Genomic DNA, 17994 nt, shown 5'->3' on the forward strand with positions numbered 1-17994 from the left:
GCGCCTGTGAGAGCCGCGCGGCTCCGGGGACCGTGTGTCTCCGGGGGCCGCGCGGCTCAGGATGTCGTGTGCTTCTGGGGTTGTGCGTCTCTCGTTGTGCGTCTCTAGATGATGCCGAAGAGGATGCCGGCCGCGAGGACCACCAGCGACGTCAGGGCGGCCCATTTGACGGTGAACCTGGTGTGATCGCCGAACTCGACCTTGGCCATGCCGACGAGGACGTAGACGGCGGGCACCAGCGGGCTGGACATGTGCAGGGCCTGGCCGACGAGCGAGGCGCGGGCGATCTCCAGCGGGGAGACTCCGTGCGCGGCGCCGGCCTCGGCGAGGACGGGCAGGACACCGAAGTAGAAGCCGTCGTTGGACATGAAGTAGGTGAGCGGGAGGCTCAGCAGGCCGGTGACGATGGCCATGTGCGGGCCCATGCCCTCGGGGACGGCGCCGACCAGCCAGTCCGCCATGCTCTCGACCATGCCGGTGCCGGTGAGGACGCCGGTGAAGACGGCGGCGGCGAAGACCATGCCGGCGACGTTGAGGACGTTCTCCGCGTGGGCTCCGATCCGGGCCTTCTGCTCGGCCATGTCGGGGTAGTTCACGGTGAGGGCGAGGGCCGCGCCGAGCAGGAAGAGCACCGGGATGGGCAGCAGCTCCATGATCATCGCGGTGAGGAGGGCGATGGTGAGCCCGGCGTTGAACCAGTAGAGGCGGGGGCGCAGGGTGGCGCGGTTGGGGTCGAGCCCCTGGAAGCCGCCCTCCGGCGCGTCGGACCCGGTGGCCGCGGCATCGACCTTGGCGTCCGTACCGCCCTTGGCGTCCTCGGTGTCCTTGCCGTCCTCGGCGCCTCCGGCGGATCCGGTTCCAGCAGTTCCGGTTCCAGCGGCCTTACCGGCCTTACCGCCCTTGCCGGCCTTCGTGAGGGTGTCTCCGCCGGCCGTCACCAGCACCGTCTCGGTCCCAGGCTCCAGCGCCTCGTCGAGCGTCAGATAGCCGACCCGCTTGCGCTCCCGCAGGCCCAGGAAGTACGCGAGGATGAAGACGAAGAGCAGTCCGACCAGCAGCGCCGGGATCATCGGCACGAAGATGTCGGCGGCGTCGAGCTTGAGGGCGGTGGCCGCACGGGCGGTCGGACCGCCCCAGGGCACGGTGTTCATCACGCCGTTCGCGGTGGCCGCGACACCGGTCATCACGACCAGGCTCATGTTCAGCCGCTTGTAGAGCGGATACATCGCCGAGACGGTGATCATGAAGGTGGTGGAGCCGTCGCCGTCCAGCGAGACGATCGCGGCGAGCAGCGCCGTACCGACCACCACCCGCATCGGGTCGGCCTTGCAGAACTTCAGGATGGCTCGGACGATCGGATCGAAGAGACCGACGTCGATCATCACGCCGAAGTAGACGATCGCGAACATCAGCATCGCGGCGGTGGGGGCGAGGTTGCCGACGCCTTCGATGACGTAGTCCCCGAGGTGTGCGCCCTTGCCGACGAGCACGCAGAACAGCGCGGGGATGAGGACCAGAGCCGCGATGGGCGACATCTTCTTCATCATGATCAGGACCAGGAAGGTCGCGATCATGGCGAAGCCGAGCACAGTCAGCATGGGGGACACCTAACGTTCATCCTTGAACTCCCACCGGAGCGGCGGTCCGGATGACGTTAGGTCCCGTCAAAAGCTGTTAACAAGATGTTGACGTGTGAGCAATACGAGCAAAACCCCAGGTCAACATAGGAGTGCTGGTCGGCACCCCCGGACCGGACCCGTACCGCACCGCATCCGCCCCCGCGCCTTACACCTTCAGTCCGCCACCGCCACCGCCGTACACCCTTCGGTCCGGCGCCGTCGTGCGCGTCAGTCGAGCACTCGGGCCAGATAGGCCCGCAGCAGCTCCCGCGTCTCGGTGACGATCTCCTCGTCCCCCGAGGGCCGGACCCGGAAGGCCAGTCCCAGCAGCGCGTCCGCCGCCTCCACCGCGACGAGGACCGCCCGGCGCAGCCCGGTGTCGTCCGCGCGGCCGGTCTGGGCAGCGAGCAGCGGGGCGAGGCGGTCGGCGACCTGGTGGTTGGCTCCGGAGGCGGGCGCGCCCACCGGTATCCGATGGCCGAAGTCGACCAGGGAGAAGCCGGGGACGGTGCGTTTCATCCGCAGGTACTCGTCGAGCGCCGCGTCGATGACCCCGCGCCAGTCACCTTCCGGCAACGTGCCCAGCCGGTCGCCCACCCGCTCGGCGTACCGGTCCAGATTCCGTTCGGCCAGGGCGGCGGCGAGGGCGCGCTTGTTGCCGAAGAAGCGGTAGACGGACCCGATCGGCACCCCCGCGCGGACGGCGACGGCCCGGGTGGACAGCTCGTCATAGCCGATCTCGTCCAGCAGTTCGGCGCAGGCGTCCAGGATCCGCGCGAGGCGCTCGGCACTGCGGCGCTGCACGGGCTCGCGGCGTAACCGGGTGGTGGGCACCCGCCCATCATGCCGCTCCGGTGCCGTTGACGGGACACCTCTGCAATCCTACGGTTGACCATAGGATTCCATAGGCACCGGGAGCGGACGATGAGTGACATCGAGCAGGCGCGCACGAGGGCCGAGGGACTGGCCCACTCCCCCGGCTTCGGCAACGAACACAGCTCGGAGGCGGCCCCCGGCGCGCTGCCGATCGGGCGCAACTCACCACAGCGCGCCCCGCTCGGCCTCTACGCGGAGCAGCTCAGCGGCTCCGCCTTCACCGAGCCGCGCGCCCGGAACCGCCGCTCGTGGCTCTACCGCATCCGCCCGTCGGCCGCGCATCCCCCCTTCCGCCGCGTCGACAACGGCGGAATCCGCAGCGCGCCGTTCACCGAGACGGTCCCCGACCCCAATCGGCTGCGGTGGGATCCGCTGCCGGAGCCCGCGCCCGGCACGGACTGGCTGGCCGGTCTGTGGACCCTCGGCGGCAACGGCGACGCGACGCAGCGCACCGGTATGGCCGTGCACCTCTACCACGCCAACGCCGCCATGACGGACCGGGTGTTCAGCGACGCCGACGGCGAGCTGCTGATCGTCCCGGAGCACGGCGGGCTGCTGCTCGTCACCGAGCTGGGTGCGCTCGCCGCCCGCCCCGGCGAGATCGCGCTGATCCCCCGGGGCGTCCGCTTCCGGGTGGAGCTGCTGGACGAGCGGGCGCGCGGCTATGTCTGCGAGAACTACGGAGCGCCGTTCGTCCTCCCCGACCTGGGCCCGATCGGGGCGAACGGCCTCGCCAACGCCCGCGACTTCCTGGCGCCGACGGCGGCGTACGAGGTCGTGGAGCGGCCGGTGGAGGTCGTCAACAAGTTCTGCGGGAACCTCTGGGCCGCGAGCTATGACCACTCACCGCTCGATGTGGTCGCCTGGCACGGCAACCATGTGCCGTACGTCTACGACCTGCGCCGCTTCAATGTCATCGGCACCATCTCCTACGATCACCCCGACCCGTCCATCTTCACGGTGCTGACCTCGCCCTCCGACACCCCGGGGCTCGCGGGCGTCGACTTCGTGGTCTTCGCGCCGCGCTGGCTGGTCGGCGAGAACACCTTCCGCCCGCCGTACTTCCACCGCAATGTCATGAGCGAGTACATGGGCCTGATCGAGGGGGCCTATGACGCCAAGATTGCCGGCAAGGGGGGCTTCGTCCCCGGCGGCGGCTCGCTGCACAACATGATGTCCGCACACGGCCCCGACCGTGAGACCTTCGACCGGGCGAGCGCGGCCGAGCTGCGACCGCAGCGGATCGACGACGGCCTGGCGTTCATGTTCGAGACCCGCTGGCCGGTGACCGCCACCGGGCAGGCGGCGGATGCCGACCATCTGCAGAAGGGGTACGACGACGTGTGGCAGGGTCTTGAGCGTCATTTCATGTCCTGATACGGAGTCCCCGTGACCTCCTCCTTCGCTCCCGACTCACTGGTCCTGAACCGCAAGCTGCCGCTCTGGTATCAGGTCTCCCAGTCCCTGCGCGCCTCCATACTGGGCCGCACACCCGATGCGTCACTGCGGTTGCCCACCGAGGAACAACTCGCCGCGCACTACGGCGTGAGCGTGCTGACCATGCGCCAGGCCCTCAAGGAGTTGGAGGAGGAGGGCCTGATCAGCCGCCATCGACGGCGGGGAACCTTCATCGAGCCGGGGGCCCGACGCGGGGCGCCCCGACGGTTGCTCGGCTCGATCGACGCGATCGTGGCCCAGCAGTCCGGCGAGCACGTCACGATCCTGGGGCACGGCCCCGAGCCGGTCCCCGGTGAACTCGCGGAGTTCTTCCCCGACCTGTCCGAGGTGATGACCTATCGCCGGCTCCGCCGCGACGGCGAGACCGGCGAGCCGACCAACTGGGCGGAGAACGCGGTCCGCGCGGACATCGCCGACCGTCTCGACCTCGCGGATCTGGCCCGGTGGCCGATGACGAAGGTGCTACGGGACTCACTGGGGGTCCGGATCAGCAGGATCACGGACACCGTGGAAGCGCGGCTGGCCGACCCGGCGACAGCCGATCTGCTCAAGGTGCCGCTGCTGAGCCCGATCCTGCACTACACGGGGGTGACGTACGACGCGGCGGGCCGGGTGGTGGATGTGGCGCGCATTCGGTACCGGGGGGACCGGTTCTCGTTCTCGGTCACCGTCGAGGCGGAGTGACCGCCGCCCCCGGCCCGGGGGCTGCCTCGAACCCTGCGGGGGCCCGCGCCGGGCGAACACACCGAAGCGCTGCTGACGGCCGTGGGAATGACGGACGGGGAGTCAGCGGCGCCGCGCCGGGACGGCGTGTTCGCCTGAGCGCGGGGCCGCACAGACGGGTGACGTGATCAAGAACACCCCGGGATGCCCCGGGAACGGGTGAACCCGACGGCCGGGCGACGGCCGTCGGGTCAGCGGTGGCTGCCGAAGAGCGTGCGGCGCAACCTCCGCAGCGGTGCGAAGAGCGAGACCCGCCCGCTCCTGCTCCTGGCGCGGTTGTGCTTCACATCGCGCGCGGTCAGCTCCAGCATCAGCGACGTCGCCTCGATCGTCTCCCGCTGTGGCACGGCGGGACCGCCGAGCACCGAGAGATGTCGGTCGAGGCGCGAACTGGTCGCGCTGCTCCCGCAGGTGATCGCGGGTACCCGCGCCCTGCTACGCACTGTTATCTGTTCCATGTCACTCCCCACCCGTACGACGCACCCGGCCCGGGCACGGTAACCCTATCGCCCCGTCGTCACACGCGTGTATCCCGCCCACAGGATTCACCACACGGGTACGCGAGTTGACGGACGCCCTCGGAATCCATTCCATTCCAGGGCGAGTTGGACAGTTCGTCTCTTCATCGCTCTCATTATTCCCATGCGGCCCGTGAAGCACGCGCGGGACCACCGAACTCCTGGCTGATCTCCTGACCCGCCCCCGACGCCCCCGACCGCGACGGACGACCACGGACAGCCACGAACGACCACGGACGGCACGCACCGCCCCCACCGCCGCCCGTACGGATTGCCGACGAGGGGGCTACGGCGGCCGGGAGCTGAGCTAACTTGGAAGGGTTTGCACCGTGGTTCCCGTCGGATGCCCGTGTGCCCCGCCGGGGACGTGCCGCTCGGGATGGGGGCTCGTGTGCCGGAGAACCAACTGATCGCCGGGCGATACCGGCTGCTGAGCCCCTTGGGCGAGGGCGGCATGGGCGTGGTGTGGCGCGCCCGTGACGAGGCGCTGGGCCGCGAGGTGGCGGTCAAGGAGGTACGCGCCCCCGCCGGTCTCGCGCTCGACGATGAACGACGGCTGTACCGGCGGCTGGAGCGGGAGGCGTGGGCGGCGGCCCGGATCTCGCACCGCAATGTGGTGACCGTCTACGACGTGGCCACCGAGGACGGCCGGCCCTGGATCGTGATGGAGCTGGTCCACGGCCTCTCCCTGGCGGATGTCATCGAGGCGGAGGGCCCGCTCCCCCCGCGCCGCGCGGCCCTCATCGGGGCGGAGGTGCTCGCCGCCCTGGGCGCCGCGCACGAGGCGGGGGTACTGCACCGGGACGTCAAGCCGGGGAACGTCCTCCTCGCCAACGACGGCCGGGTGGTGCTCTCCGACTTCGGCATCGCGGTGGTCGAGGGGGCCTCCCCGCTGACCATGACGGGGGAGCTGATCGGTTCGCCCGAGTTCCTCGCCCCCGAGCGGGCCCTGGGGCTGACCCCGGGCCCCGCGTCGGACCTGTGGTCCCTCGGAGTGCTGCTGTACGCGGCGATCGACGGCGGCACACCGTTCCGGCGGAACACCCCGCTGAACACCCTGCGGGCCGTGACGGACGACGAACCGGCGCAGTCCCCGCGCGCCGGTGAGCTGGCGCCGGTGATCGCCGGGCTGCTGCACAAGGACCCGGCCGAGCGACTGTCACCGCGGGAGGCCGCGCGGCAACTGCGCCTGGTGGCCGCGGGTGGTGCGGTGCGCGCGGACTCGACGCCGGTTCCGGCCCCGTACACCCCGACGGTCATCACCACGCCCCCGGTGCCTTTTCCGGTACCGGGAGCGGCGCCGACACCGAGCGCCACCGACGGACCGCCGGACCCGGCCGGCCGGCCGGAGCCGAAGCGGGCCACGGTGGTACTGGCCGTGGGGGTGGCGGCGTTCCTGCTCGCCGCCGTGGGGCTGGCCTGGGCGCTGATCGACAACGCTGGACGCGACGACCGGCGGGGCGGCGGTGGCAGCGGCACCAGCGCTCCCCCGGCCAGCAGCGACGGCCCCGGCACGGAAGGCACCGCGCCGGGCGCCGGTGCGGACGGGGGCGGCTCAGGCGACACCGGTACGGACGGCGGCGCGGCGGACGGCGGTGCAGCCGACGGGGGTACGGGTTCATCGGCGCCGGCCCGCGCCCAGACCGTGGAGGTGCACGCCGTCGCCGTGCGCGACAGCTACGCGGGGCGCTGTCCGCCGCCCGGGACCGAGGCCCCCGCCTTCCGCGCGACGATCACCGTCGGCCGTACGCCCGCCACCGTCGAGTACCGGTGGACGGCCGAGGACGGCGGTGCATCGGCCTGGCAGCGGCTGCGCTTCCCGGCCGGTGACGGCCGCCGACAGACGGTCGACCACAGCGAGGGGACGGATGGGCGCGAGGGAGCGCGCCGCGACCGGATCCGGGTGGAGATCCGAATTCCGGTCGCGGCACGCTCCGCCTGGGTGCCCTTCTCGATCACTTGCGACCGGGAGACCCCCGCCTGGCGTGGTTCCTCGTCACCCAGCGCTCAAGGCACCTTCGGGTGAATCATGCCTTCGAGGTGAAGACGGGCAGGTATCCACCGGACTGTCCGGCCGCGGTGGGGTGGTAGGAGTCGCCGATGTTGACCAGATTCAGACTGTGCAACCAGGGCGCGCCGGAACAGATCTCGTGCCCGGTGAAGGCCGGTACGACATCCGCGAAGACATAGCCGTGGTTGGCCGCGCGCTTCGACACGGCGGTGTTGAGGTGGTCCGCCGCACCGTTGATGGCCGCGCGCTTGGCCTCGCTCAGGCCGGCGAGACAGCTACCGCTGAGCTTGTAGAAGCGGGGGTAGCCGAGTACGACGACCCGCGCGGACGGGGATTTGGCCTTGATGCCCGTGTACACGGTGTCGAGGCGGCCGGGGAGGGTGGTGTCGACGAACGAGCGGGCCTGGTTGACCCGGGCGATGCAGTTGGCCTCGGACTGGAGGATGCAGGTGGTCATGACGTCGCTGAAGCCGGCGTCGTTGCCGCCCACGGAGATGGAGACGAGATCGGTACCGCTGTTGAGCGGGCCGAGCTGATTGGCGGTGACATCACTCGTACGAGCGCCCGAGCAAGCGGTGAACGCGAAGGACGAGGGTGCGTTGGCGGCGGCCCACAGCTTGGGGTAGGCGCGGTTGCTGCGCTTGCAGTTACCACTGGCGCTGTCGTACTCACCGGCGCCGACGCCCGATGAGTAGGAGTCGCCCAGGGCCACGTAGTCAACGGCGAGAGCACCTGTGGTGGTCGCCTGCGCCGAGCCGGCTCCGGTGAGAGCGAGGACGGCGCCCAGCAGGAGTGAGGATGAGAACGCCACGATTCTGGACACTTTCATGGAACCTCCTATAGCAGGGTCTCTGCGTCAACTTTCGTAGCAGGTAGATCACTTCACCGAAAGTGTTCATGCCAAAAGCACCAGTCTTTCCTTGACGGAATCAGCCACCCTGAGCAGCATGGACACGACAACTGATGTCACTGAGGGGCAAGGTCGGCCATGCGCAAGATCCTCGACGGTCCGTCAGCGAGTGCGGTGGACCCCCGAAGACCCCTCCCGACGGCGCGGCGGCCGGCCGCACCGCCTCTTCCATGGAGGGCCGCCCCGCGGCGGGCGCACGCCGACGCACGGCGGAGAACCGGCGTGCAATGAAGGCCCCTTGCCGACCAAAGGAAAAGGATCAAGAAAGCCCGATCGTAATGCCCCATGCCCGGCCGCTGAATCGGTACCAATAATGCAAAAAGCAAGCCTGAACTCCAGGGCTTGCCATAGAGTCACAAACATCATTACCGTCGTACATCCACCCGTAACGGATCGTCATGCAAAGCGGCTCTGGGGGAGGGCTCAAGCGTCGCGATGCATCCGACTCGGGGCGACGAGGGTAGGGGGGTGCCGAATGCGGTCGCCACGCTCTTGACGAGCCGTGCCACCGTGCGGTCATGTCTCAACTCATCCACTCCGGGCGGGAGTTACTCCGTCATGGGCAGGTGAGAAGTAAACCCCCCTTTCAAACCGGACACTCATCTCGGATCGCCCGGGGGCGGGCGATCCACCGGTGGAGAGGGAAATATCCCATGAGTTCAGTACTGCGCCCGCCCGCTCCGGGACAAGAGCCATCGGCCGACCCGGCCGAGGAAACCCGCCGAATAGCAAGCGTTTATCGCCCAATCTCCTCCCATCTGGCGATTACTCCTCCAGTGAGCGTCGTCATTCCCGCCATGAACGAGGCGGAAAACCTTCCGCATGTATTCAAGACATTGCCCGACTGGATTCATGAAGTCGTGCTGGTCGACGGAGCCTCCAGCGACAACACCGTCGAGGTCGCCCGAAAGTTATGGCCCGACGTCAAGGTGGTCAGGCAGGCGGGCAAGGGCAAGGGAGACGCCCTCATCAGCGGCTTCGCCGCCTGTACCGGCGACATCATCGTGATGGTGGACGCCGACGGCTCGGCCGACGGGAACGAGATCGTCTCCTATGTCTCGGCCCTGGTCTCCGGCGCCGACTTCGCCAAGGGTTCGCGCTTCGCCAACGGCGGCGGCACCGACGATATGACGTTCATACGACGACTGGGCAACTCGGCCCTCTGCTCCATCGTCAACGCCAAGTTCGGCGCCCGCTACACCGACCTCTGCTACGGCTACAACGCGTTCTGGAAGCACTGCCTGGACGACATCACCCTGGACTGCACGGGATTCGAGATCGAGACCCTGATGAACATCCGGGTCGTCAAGGCGGGGCTGCGCGTTCAGGAGGTCCCCAGCCACGAGTACAACCGCATCCACGGCGTCAGCAATCTCAGCGCCGTCCGCGACGGCATCAGGGTGCTCAGAGTGATCCTCCGGGAGAAGGGCGTACGCCGACGCGGGCGGCGCCGCTCCGGAGTCGGGCTCGGTATGCGGATTCCCCGGGGAGAGGCGTCTTGAACGACCACCCCTTCTCGGTGGTGATCTGCGTCTACACCGAGGACCGCTGGGACGACATCCTCGCGGCCGTCGACTCGGTGCGGTGCCAGTCACTGCCCGCCCTGGAGACGCTCCTCGTGGTCGACCACAACCCGGCCCTGCTCGGCCGGCTGGCCGAGCGGTACCGCGGAATGGAGCACCCGGCGGGAAACCCTTCCGGCTGGGAGGTGCGGGTGCTCGCCAACGCGGGCCCCCGTGGCCTCTCCGCGGGCCGCAACACCGGAATCGCCGCCGCCCGCGGTGACTTCGTGGCCTTCCTCGACGACGACGCCGTCGCCGAACGCGACTGGCTGCGGTACTTCGCCGCGGGGTACGACGACCCGGAGGTGATGGCCGTCGGCGGCCGGACCGAAGCCGCCTGGGCCTCCGGGCGGCGGCCCTGCTGGTTCCCCGAGGAGTTCGACTGGGTCGTCGGCTGCACCTACCGGGGGCTGCCGCCGGGCACCGTCCGGGTGCGCAATGTCCTCGGCGGCAACGCCTCCTTCCGGCGCCGCGCGTTCGACGCTTCGGGCGGCTTCGCCACCGGCATCGGACGCGACGGCGACAGACGGCCCCTGGGCTGCGAGGAGACCGAGCTCTGCATCCGGCTCGCCGCGGCCCTGCCCGGCGCGGTACTGCTGATCGACGACCGCGCGGTGATCCACCACAAGGTCCCGGCAGTGCGGGAGCGGTTCGCCTACTTCCGTACCCGCACCTATGCCGAGGGGCTCTCCAAAGCCCTGGTCGCCCGGAGCGTCGGCGCGGGCAAGGGACTGGAGTCCGAACGCCGCTACACCACCCGGGTGCTGCCCGCGGGGGTGGCGCGCGGGCTGCGGGACGCACTGCTGGGCCGGCGCGGCGGCGCGGGCCGGGCGGGTGCGATCGTCGCCGGCGTCGCGGTGGCGGCCGGTGGCTACGCGGTGGGGACCGCGCGGGCGCGCCGGGGCGGGGTGACGTTCTCCTCGGGGCCGATCGCACCCCTGCCGGCGGAGCCCGTAGCGGCCCCGTCGATGTCACCGACACCGACACCAGCAGCGGGAATCGAGACGGCGGCCCCGTCGTCCGGGAGTGAGGCGCGATGAGCGAACAGCCCGTACCCGTCCTCATGTACCACGTCGTCGCCCACCATCCGGCCAGGAGGACGCTGGGTCTCTCCGTCACCCCGGAGGCGTTCGCCGAGCAGATGGCGCTGATCGAGGAACGCGGACTCACCCCGGTCACCGCCGCCCGGCTCGGCGCGGCCTGGCGGGCCGGGGGCAACCGGCCGCTCCCGCGCCGCCCGGTGCTGATCACCTTCGACGACGGATACGAGGGGGTGCACCGGCACGCCCTCCCCGTCCTGGCCAAGCACGGCTTCGCGGCGACCCTGTTCGTCTCGACCGGCTGGCTGCGCGGGGCGTACGACGAGGGCGGGGCGCTCGACACCATGCTCGACTGGGAGCAGGTACGGGAACTCGCGCGGGCGGGCACCGAGATCGGCGGCCACACCCACAGCCATCCCCAGCTCGACCAGTTGGACGATGAGCGGCTGCTCTATGAGACGGTCCGCTGCCGTGACATCCTCACGGACGAGCTGGGCGCCGCGCCCCGGTCGTTCGCGTACCCCTTCGGCTACTCCAGTCGCCGGGTGCGGGAGACGGTCCGGGCCGCGGGCTTCACCCAGTCCCTCGCGGTCGGCAACGCCCTCGCCCGGCCCGCCCAGGGCCCGTACGCCATCCAGCGGATGACCGTGCGGCGCACCACCGGCATCGAGGAGTTCGCCCGGCTGATCGACGGTCGGTCCATCGGCCGCGCCTTCGCCGGGGACCGGGCCCTGACCAAGGGATACGCGGTGGTGCGCCGGGCCCGTCGGGCGGCGGTGCTGCTGCGCGGGATCGGCCGCTGAGACGCCGGTCCGGTGGCGCGCCCGTCGAACCGGGGCGCGCCACCGGGCAAAACTCCGTGCGTGGAACCTGCCCGTGCCGGATCATGGGGCGCATGTCAGCCGCACAGCCCCAGATGGAGCGCATGTCTGCCGCAGCCTCGCAGCCTCAGCACGCCCTGCCGATCCGGCTCAACGTCGACGACAGCGATTCGCCGTCGGACGTCATCGACGCCCTGTTCCTCGGTCGCTTCGCCGCCGGTGAGCAGCCCTTCGCCCACGCCCATCAGATCGACCGCGTCAAACCCGGCTTCGAACTGCTGCCGCCGGGGTCGACCGTGCTGCGCGCGGCGCGGGACGACGACCGCAGAGCGGTGCTCGCCGAGGGCGAGGGGTACACGGTGCTCGTCTCCCACTGGAACCGGGGCGCCGATGTCACCGTGACCGCGGTCAGCGCCGAGCTGGCGGAACGGATCGTCAAGGAGTCCACCGCCGACGCGGCCGACGATCCGGAGCCGCAGCCGGAGAATGTGACGATGGGGTTCTGGTACGTCTCGCCGCGCCGCGGCCCGCACCGGACCACCCGGCAGATCGCGGCCGGCACCTGGGATGAGGTCCGTGCCAATTACACCGAGCCGGTGGCCGACGCCATGGACCGGCTGATGAAGGTCACCCCCGATGACATCGCCGGCCGGCTCCTGCTGCTGCACGGCCCGCCCGGCACCGGCAAGACCTCGGCCCTGCGCACCCTGGCCCGGTCCTGGCGGGAGTGGTGCCAGGTCGACTGTGTGCTCGATCCGGAGCGGCTCTTCAACGACGTCGGCTATCTGATGGACATCGCCATCGGTGAGGACGAGGGCACCGCGAAGGGCCGTTGGCGGCTACTGCTGCTGGAGGACTGCGACGAATTGATCCGCGGCGAGGCCAAGCACACGGCGGGCCAGGCGCTGTCCCGGCTGCTCAACCTCACGGACGGGCTGCTGGGGCAGGGCCGCAATGTCCTGGTGGGCGTGACCACCAACGAGGATCTGGAGCGGCTGCACCCGGCGGTGGTCCGGCCGGGCCGCTGTCTGGCCCGGATCGAGGTGGGCGCGCTGACGCGTACGGAGTCGGTGAACTGGCTCGGTACGGAGGAGGGTCTCGGCCGTGAGGGGGCGACGCTGGCGGAGCTGTACGCGCTGCGGCGGGGTAGTGGTCCGGCGTCGATCCCGGACCAGCCGAAGGGCGCGGACGCGGGCCTGTATCTCTGACCTGCCCGGCTCTCTGACCTGCCCGGATGTCCAACCTGCCCGGATGTCCGGGGCGGCGCCACAACCTCCCGGGGGCGGTGGCGCCCCCGGCCGGTGCCCCCGGGCCTCGCGGCGCCGAGCCCCCGGACGCGCGCTACTCGTAGGCGGCCCGGAGCGCCGCTTCGGCCGCGTCGCGGGCCGCGTCGCGCGAGAGGCCCAGGCGCTTGGCGCGGTCCGCGAAGGCGCCGGCCGCCGCTGCCAGTTCGCGGGCCGCGGCGTCGCCCGCCGCTGCGACGAAGGTGCCGTTGCGGCCCCGGGTCTCGATCACCCCGTCCGCCTCCAGCGCCCGGTACGCCTTGGCGACGGTGTTCGCGGCGAGGCCGAGCTCCTCCGCGAGTCCCCGTACGGTCGGCAGCCGGTAGCCCACCGGCAGCGCGCCCGACCTGGCCTGCTCGGAGATCCGCGCGCGCAGTTGTTCGAACGGTGCGACGCCGGAGCCGGCTTCGATGGTGATCTTGAGGTTCACTCCCCGATTCTCCCCCACCGGGGGTGGATTCCGGGCGGAAAAAGGGGAGGCGACACGGCGGAGCGCCACCGTAGCGTGCCGACCATGACTGTGATCGTCCGCGAATTCCGCCCCGAGGACGCCTCGGCGGTGTGTGAGGTCCTGCGTGCCGTGGTGCCCCATGGGGTGACGACCCCCGAGTCCGTGCTCTTCGATCTGGCGACCGCCCATCCCGCCGCCCGGCGACGGCTGCTGATCGCCGAACGGGCGGGAGAGGTCGCCGGGACGGCGGTCGCCGCCGTCGTGTACGACGCGCGGGAGCCGCGTCAGGCGTCCATCGCGGTCCAGGTGCTGCCGGAGCACCGGGGGCGGGGCGTCGGCGGTCTGCTGACGCGGACGGCCGAGGAACATCTGACGACGGAGGGCGCGACCACTCTGTTCTCCTGGGTCGCGGACGAGCCCGCCTCGCGCGCCTTCGCCGTACGGCGGGGCTACCGCCCGTCCCGTACCGCGCACTTCCAGCGGCTGGCGCTCGACGACGACGCCCTGCCCGAACTCCCCGCGCGCGCCCCGGGGGTGGAGCTGGCGAGTGCGGCGGAGTTCGCGGACGATCCCCGGCCGCTGTACCGGGCCGACGCCGAGGCCACGTCGGACGAGCCGTCGGACGTGGCCGTGGACTTCGACGATTACGACGACTGGTTGCGGCACACCTGGTGCCATCCGCTGCTGGACCGCCGGCTCAGCACGGTGGTGCTGGTGGACGGCGAGGTCGCGGCGTTCACCGCGGCCCAGTCGGACGGCGCCACCCGCTATATGTCGGGGATGACGGGGACGGCGCGCGCCCACCGGGGCCGGGGGTACGCCAAGCTCGCGAAGGTCGACTCGCTGCGCCGGGCGCGGGCCGCGGGCCATACGGAGGCGTTCACCGCCAATGACAGCGGCAACGGCCCCATGCTGGCCATCAACCGCTGGTTCGGTTACGAGATCTGCTCGACGGAGGTTCGTCATGTCCGCACGCTCGATTGAGGTCCGGCTGGTCAAGGCCGGCGCGACCAAGATCCGCTATCCGGCGGTGCCGGTCTCCGACGACGGCGTCCATGCGGTGGTGCGCGCGCTCTGGGCCGCCCCGGGGGTGCGGGATTTCGGCTTCGTGCGCTTCGAGCCGGGCGATGTGTTCACCGAGCACTACTGGCGGGACCGGTGGTACGCGGTGAAGGAGGTGCGGGGCGCGGACGGCGCGCTCAAGGGCTGGTACTGCGATATCACCCGGCCCGCCGTGGTCACGGACACCACGCTGACCGTCGAGGATCTGGATCTCGACCTCTGGGTGTCGGCCGACGGGTCGTCGGTGCTCCGGCTCGACGAGGACGAGTTCGCCGCGAGCGGGCTCGCCGAGCGGGATCCGGAGGCGGCGGGGCACGCGGTGCGGGCCCTGGACGAGTTGGATCTCCTCGCCCGTACTCGCGGTCTCGGCGAGCTGCTCGGCTGATCGGCGCGGCTCGCGGCGCCCGGCACCCGGCACCCGGCACCCGGCACCCGGCACCCGGCGGCACTCAGCCGGCCGGGATCGCCTCGCGGTGGACGAACACCCGCCCCGCCGCGGTATCGGCCGTGTGGTCCGCCGCCATGGGGGCGGGCACGACACCGATCCGTTCGATGGAGGGGTGATGGGCCGCATTGGTCACGGCCGTCACTCCGGTCACATCGGCGGGTGCGGCGGGGCGGGTGTCTTCGATCATGCGGATACGTTACGGCGCCGCAGAATCAGCTTCTTCAACAAGGGCCAGGCGAGCAGGATCACGATGATCGCGTAGACCGTCACCGAGAACGGCGTGTTGACCAGACCCGAGAAGCTACCGTCACTGATCTGCAGCGCGCGACGGAGCTGCTGTTCGGCGGCCGGGCCGAGGATCACTCCGATGACGGCCGGCAGCACGGGCAGACCGTACCGCCGCATCCCGAACCCGAGCAGACCGATGAGCAGCAGGATGACCAGGTCGAGGGCCTCGCCGCCGACCGCGTAGGCGCCCACTCCGGCGAAGAAGAGGATGCCCGCGTAGAGGTACGGACGCGGAATGCGCAGCAGCTTCGCCCAGACCGGGGCCAGCGGCAGATTCAGCGCCAGCAGCAGCACCATGCCGACGAAGAGCGAGGCGATCAGGCCCCACACCAGGTCGGGCTCCCGCTCGAAGAGCAGTGGTCCCGGCTGGATGCCGTACTGCTGGAAGGCGGCGAGCATCACGGCGGCGACCGCCGTGGTGGGCAGTCCCAGGGTCAGCATCGAGGTCAGGGTGCCCGCCGCGGAGGCGGAGGCCGCCGACTCGGGTCCCGCCACACCCTCGATCGCACCCTTGCCGAACTCCTTCTTGTGCTTGGAGAGCCGCTTCTCACTGACGTACGAGAGGAAGGTGGGGATCTCCGCGCCACCGGCCGGGATCGCGCCGAAGGGGAAACCGATGAACGGTCCGCGCAGCCAGGGCTTCCAGGTGCGCTTCACGTCCTCCTTGCCGAGCCAGGGGCGGCCGACCGGAATCGGCTCCCCGGCGTTGCGGCGGAGGTGGGCCGCGACCCAGAGGGCCTCACCGATGGCGAAGAGTCCGACCGCGACGATGACGACGTCCACGCCGTCGGCGAGCTGGAGCGAGCCGAAGGTGAGCCGCTCCTGTCCGGTCATCGAGTCCAGGCCGACGAGACCGATGGTGAGGCCGATCAGCAGGGACGCGAGGCCGCGGATGCGGGAGGAACCGAGCACCGAGGTGACGGCAATGAAGGCGAGCACCATGATGGCGAAGTAGTCGGGCGCACCGATGTCCACGGCCAGTTCGGCGACGGTCGGGGCGAGGGCGACCAGCAGGATCGTGCCGATCATGCCGCCCGCGAAGTGACCGACAGCGGCGGCGGCGAGCGCTTGCGCGCCCCGGCCCGCCTTGGCCATCGGATTGCCTTCGATCGCGGCCACCACGGCCGCGCTCTCACCTGGTGTGTTCAGCAGGATCGAGGTGGTCGAGCCGCCGAACATCGCGCCGTAGTAGATACCGGCGAACATGATGAACGCACCGGTCGGCTCCAGCCCGTAGGTCACCGGCAGCAGCAGCGCCACCGCCATCGCGGGCCCGATGCCGGGCAGCACACCGATCGCGGTGCCCAGCAGGACACCGATGACCGCCCAGAGCAGATTGATCGGAGTGAGCGCGGTGCCGAAACCGTCGATCAGTGAATTGAGAGAGTCCATCGACTAGAGCACCCCCATCAGCGGGCCACCGGGGAGCGGAACGCCAAGCAGATTGTTGAAGACGTAGTACGTGAACAGGGCGAGCACTGCGGCGATCAGCGGATCCCGGTGGTAGTGCCTGCTGCCGAGGGCGTATGCGGCGCCCCAGAAGAGCAGCGCCCCGGAGACGGGGAAGCCGATGGGGCCGATGAGCACGGCGAAGCCGAGGAAGACTCCCGCGAGCAGCAGGACGGTGCGCCAGTCGCTGGGTTCGCTCAGGTCGACGTCCTCGCCGCCCTCGGCCTCACCACGACCGCCCCGCAGGACGTCGACGGCGAGCAGGGCCGCGATGATCAGCAATCCGACGCCGACCACGATGGGCACGGTCTTGGGGCCGACGGGGCCGCGCTGGGCTATGTCGACGTCCATGGTCAGCGCGTCGGTGAGGAGGAGGACGCCGATGGCGAAGAGCAGCACGCTGACGCCGAGTTCGGAGTGTTCGCGCAGCCAGGACTTGGGCGTCGTGGGCTCTTCGGCCGTCGGGGACTTCGGTGTGGTCACAGTCCCAGCTCCTTCAGCACCGAGTCGACACGCTTGTTCTGCTCCTTGAGGAAGTCCCCGAACTCGTCACCGGCGAGGAAGGCGTCGCTCCAGCCGTTCTTCTTCAGCGACTCCTTCCACTCCTTGGATGCCTGGAGCTTCTCGATCAGCCCGACGAGCTTCTCCCGCTCGGAGTCGGAGATCCCGGGAGGGGCGACGATGCCGCGCCAGTTGGTGAACTCGGTGTCGAGTCCGGACTCGCGCAGGGTGGGCCCGTCGAGGCCGGGCACCCGCTCGGGGCCGGTGACGGCGAGGAGTCGCAGCTCGCCCGATTTGATCTGGTCGAGGTACTCGCCGACGCCGGAGACGCCGAAGGAGACCTTGTTGCCAAGGATGGAGGCGAGCAGTTCGCCACCGCCGTCGTAGGGGACGTAGTTGACGTCCTTGGGCGGGATGCCCGCCGCCTGCGCCATCAGCATGGGCGCGAGGTGGTCGGGGCCACCGGGCGAGGATCCGCCGCCCACGGGCAGCTTGCCGGGGTTCTCCTTCCATGCCTTGAGCAGGTCCTGGATGGTTTTGTACGGGGAGTCCTTGGACACCACGACGATGTCCTGCTCCTCGGTGATCCGAGCGATCGGGGTGGTGTCGGCGAGGGTCTTGGGGGACTTGTTGGTGTGTACGGCGCCGACGACGCCGAGGCCCATGGACATGGCGAGCCGGCCGTTGCCGTGCTCGCCGACGAGCCGGGTCAGTCCGACGGTGCCACCGGCGCCGGGCAGGTTGAACACCTCGATGTCGGAGGTGAGGTCAGCCTCTTCGGCGTTCTTGGCCATGGTCCGCGCGGTGATGTCATAGCCACCGCCGGGAGTGTTGGGGACCATGAAGCGAAGGCCCGGGATCTGGGTGCCGGTGTCGGAGCCCTTGCCCGCGCTGAGCAGCGGCGGCCCCACGAAAACCAGCAGCGCTGCCCCGAGCAGGGCGAGGGGAGTGCGCATTCGCACGTGAGCCGCCTC

At 70.5% G+C, this 17994-nt stretch carries 18 protein-coding genes; 9 read left to right on the forward strand and 9 right to left on the reverse strand.

What is annotated here, in order from left to right; genetic code table 11:
- Positions 1 to 104 precede the first annotated feature (104 nt).
- On the reverse strand, positions 105 to 1598 hold the full coding sequence (locus tag ACH4S7_RS26790; protein ID WP_398523846.1) for a CitMHS family transporter: 1494 nt from the start codon (positions 1596 to 1598) through the stop codon (positions 105 to 107).
- A 249-nt stretch (positions 1599 to 1847) separates the two neighbouring features.
- On the reverse strand, positions 1848 to 2453 hold the full coding sequence (locus tag ACH4S7_RS26795) for a TetR family transcriptional regulator (protein WP_398523847.1): 606 nt from the start codon (positions 2451 to 2453) through the stop codon (positions 1848 to 1850).
- Between the two features lie 90 nt (positions 2454 to 2543).
- Between ACH4S7_RS26795 and hmgA the strand changes: the two genes are divergently transcribed.
- Together hmgA and ACH4S7_RS26805 are read left to right on the forward strand one after the other, a co-directional pair.
- Positions 2544 to 3872: a homogentisate 1,2-dioxygenase gene (gene hmgA, locus ACH4S7_RS26800; RefSeq protein WP_398523848.1), complete on the forward strand. Its 1329-nt coding sequence runs from the start codon at positions 2544 to 2546 to the stop codon at positions 3870 to 3872.
- Positions 3873 to 3884: 12 nt separating this feature from the next.
- Complete coding sequence (locus ACH4S7_RS26805; RefSeq protein ID WP_398523849.1) at positions 3885 to 4637, forward strand: GntR family transcriptional regulator; 753 nt, start codon at positions 3885 to 3887, stop codon at positions 4635 to 4637.
- A gap of 230 nt (positions 4638 to 4867) precedes the next feature.
- Here the strand turns inward: ACH4S7_RS26805 and ACH4S7_RS26810 are convergent, their stop codons facing one another.
- Positions 4868 to 5134, reverse strand: coding sequence for a hypothetical protein (locus ACH4S7_RS26810; protein ID WP_398523850.1), 267 nt, complete (start codon positions 5132 to 5134; stop codon positions 4868 to 4870).
- 439 nt (positions 5135 to 5573) lie between these two features.
- On the opposite strand from ACH4S7_RS26810, the gene ACH4S7_RS26815 reads away from it, so the two are divergent.
- Complete coding sequence (locus ACH4S7_RS26815; RefSeq protein ID WP_398523851.1) at positions 5574 to 7220, forward strand: serine/threonine-protein kinase; 1647 nt, start codon at positions 5574 to 5576, stop codon at positions 7218 to 7220.
- A gap of 1 nt (position 7221) precedes the next feature.
- Here the strand turns inward: ACH4S7_RS26815 and ACH4S7_RS26820 are convergent, their stop codons facing one another.
- Positions 7222 to 8034, reverse strand: coding sequence for an SGNH/GDSL hydrolase family protein (locus tag ACH4S7_RS26820; RefSeq protein ID WP_398523852.1), 813 nt, complete (start codon positions 8032 to 8034; stop codon positions 7222 to 7224).
- A 734-nt stretch (positions 8035 to 8768) separates the two neighbouring features.
- Here ACH4S7_RS26820 and ACH4S7_RS26825 point away from each other — a divergent pair.
- The 4 genes from ACH4S7_RS26825 (at position 8769) to ACH4S7_RS26840 (ending at position 12746) form a co-directional block, all read left to right on the forward strand.
- Positions 8769 to 9617 carry a glycosyltransferase family 2 protein gene (locus ACH4S7_RS26825; protein WP_398523853.1) on the forward strand — a complete coding sequence of 283 codons (849 nt, stop codon included), beginning with the start codon at positions 8769 to 8771 and terminating at the stop codon, positions 9615 to 9617.
- Positions 9614 to 10717, forward strand: a complete 1104-nt coding sequence (locus ACH4S7_RS26830; RefSeq protein WP_398523854.1) for a glycosyltransferase family 2 protein — start codon at positions 9614 to 9616, stop codon at positions 10715 to 10717. Before ACH4S7_RS26825 ends, ACH4S7_RS26830 begins: the two co-directional genes overlap by 4 nt.
- Positions 10714 to 11520, forward strand: a complete 807-nt coding sequence (locus ACH4S7_RS26835) for a polysaccharide deacetylase family protein (RefSeq protein ID WP_398523855.1) — start codon at positions 10714 to 10716, stop codon at positions 11518 to 11520. The genes ACH4S7_RS26830 and ACH4S7_RS26835 overlap by 4 nt, the downstream gene beginning before the upstream one ends.
- Positions 11521 to 11633: 113 nt before the next feature.
- Positions 11634 to 12746 carry a DUF5925 domain-containing protein gene (locus ACH4S7_RS26840; RefSeq protein ID WP_398523930.1) on the forward strand — a complete coding sequence of 371 codons (1113 nt, stop codon included), beginning with the start codon at positions 11634 to 11636 and terminating at the stop codon, positions 12744 to 12746.
- Between the two features lie 133 nt (positions 12747 to 12879).
- Here ACH4S7_RS26840 and ACH4S7_RS26845 read toward each other — a convergent pair whose 3' ends face one another.
- On the reverse strand, positions 12880 to 13251 hold the full coding sequence (locus tag ACH4S7_RS26845) for a GntR family transcriptional regulator (protein WP_398523856.1): 372 nt from the start codon (positions 13249 to 13251) through the stop codon (positions 12880 to 12882).
- An 84-nt stretch (positions 13252 to 13335) separates the two neighbouring features.
- Here ACH4S7_RS26845 and ACH4S7_RS26850 point away from each other — a divergent pair, with 84 nt between their 5' ends.
- The gene (locus ACH4S7_RS26850) at positions 13336 to 14256 is read left to right on the forward strand and encodes a GNAT family N-acetyltransferase (RefSeq protein WP_398523857.1); all 921 of its coding nucleotides are present in this window, start codon (positions 13336 to 13338) and stop codon (positions 14254 to 14256) included.
- Positions 14237 to 14719, forward strand: coding sequence for a DUF402 domain-containing protein (locus tag ACH4S7_RS26855; protein WP_398523858.1), 483 nt, complete (start codon positions 14237 to 14239; stop codon positions 14717 to 14719). The genes ACH4S7_RS26850 and ACH4S7_RS26855 overlap by 20 nt, the downstream gene beginning before the upstream one ends.
- A 64-nt stretch (positions 14720 to 14783) precedes the next feature.
- Here the strand turns inward: ACH4S7_RS26855 and ACH4S7_RS26860 are convergent, their stop codons facing one another.
- From ACH4S7_RS26860 to ACH4S7_RS26875, 4 genes are read right to left on the reverse strand one after another with little or no spacing between them, the layout of a single operon-like run.
- Positions 14784 to 14969, reverse strand: coding sequence for a hypothetical protein (locus ACH4S7_RS26860; RefSeq protein ID WP_398523859.1), 186 nt, complete (start codon positions 14967 to 14969; stop codon positions 14784 to 14786).
- Complete coding sequence (locus tag ACH4S7_RS26865; RefSeq protein WP_398523860.1) at positions 14966 to 16462, reverse strand: tripartite tricarboxylate transporter permease; 1497 nt, start codon at positions 16460 to 16462, stop codon at positions 14966 to 14968. Before ACH4S7_RS26865 ends, ACH4S7_RS26860 begins: the two co-directional genes overlap by 4 nt.
- Before the next feature lie 3 nt (positions 16463 to 16465).
- A complete protein-coding gene (locus ACH4S7_RS26870) occupies positions 16466 to 17002 on the reverse strand; it encodes a tripartite tricarboxylate transporter TctB family protein (protein ID WP_398523861.1) in 537 nt (178 codons plus the stop codon).
- Positions 16999 to 17982, reverse strand: a complete 984-nt coding sequence (locus tag ACH4S7_RS26875; RefSeq protein ID WP_398523862.1) for a Bug family tripartite tricarboxylate transporter substrate binding protein — start codon at positions 17980 to 17982, stop codon at positions 16999 to 17001. The genes ACH4S7_RS26870 and ACH4S7_RS26875 overlap by 4 nt, the downstream gene beginning before the upstream one ends.
- Between the last annotated feature and the right edge of the window lie 12 nt (positions 17983 to 17994).

Origin of the sequence: Streptomyces sp. NPDC020965 (genome assembly GCF_044333555.1) — a bacterium.
GTDB lineage: Bacteria > Actinomycetota > Actinomycetes > Streptomycetales > Streptomycetaceae > Streptomyces.

Bases quoted from the DNA above. Each gene is read 5' to 3' on its own strand.
- ACH4S7_RS26790 (WP_398523846.1), bottom strand. From the start codon at position 1,598: ATGCTGACTGTGCTCGGCTTCGCCATGATCGCGACCTTCCTGGTCCTG.
- hmgA (WP_398523848.1), top strand. From the start codon at position 2,544: ATGAGTGACATCGAGCAGGCGCGCACGAGGGCCGAGGGACTGGCCCAC.
- ACH4S7_RS26810 (WP_398523850.1), bottom strand. From the start codon at position 5,134: ATGGAACAGATAACAGTGCGTAGCAGGGCGCGGGTACCCGCGATCACC.
- ACH4S7_RS26815 (WP_398523851.1), top strand. From the start codon at position 5,574: ATGGGGGCTCGTGTGCCGGAGAACCAACTGATCGCCGGGCGATACCGG.
- ACH4S7_RS26820 (WP_398523852.1), bottom strand. From the start codon at position 8,034: ATGAAAGTGTCCAGAATCGTGGCGTTCTCATCCTCACTCCTGCTGGGC.
- ACH4S7_RS26825 (WP_398523853.1), top strand. From the start codon at position 8,769: ATGAGTTCAGTACTGCGCCCGCCCGCTCCGGGACAAGAGCCATCGGCC.
- ACH4S7_RS26835 (WP_398523855.1), top strand. From the start codon at position 10,714: ATGAGCGAACAGCCCGTACCCGTCCTCATGTACCACGTCGTCGCCCAC.
- ACH4S7_RS26840 (WP_398523930.1), top strand. From the start codon at position 11,634: ATGGAGCGCATGTCTGCCGCAGCCTCGCAGCCTCAGCACGCCCTGCCG.
- ACH4S7_RS26850 (WP_398523857.1), top strand. From the start codon at position 13,336: ATGACTGTGATCGTCCGCGAATTCCGCCCCGAGGACGCCTCGGCGGTG.
- ACH4S7_RS26855 (WP_398523858.1), top strand. From the start codon at position 14,237: ATGTCCGCACGCTCGATTGAGGTCCGGCTGGTCAAGGCCGGCGCGACC.
- ACH4S7_RS26860 (WP_398523859.1), bottom strand. From the start codon at position 14,969: ATGATCGAAGACACCCGCCCCGCCGCACCCGCCGATGTGACCGGAGTG.
- ACH4S7_RS26865 (WP_398523860.1), bottom strand. From the start codon at position 16,462: ATGGACTCTCTCAATTCACTGATCGACGGTTTCGGCACCGCGCTCACT.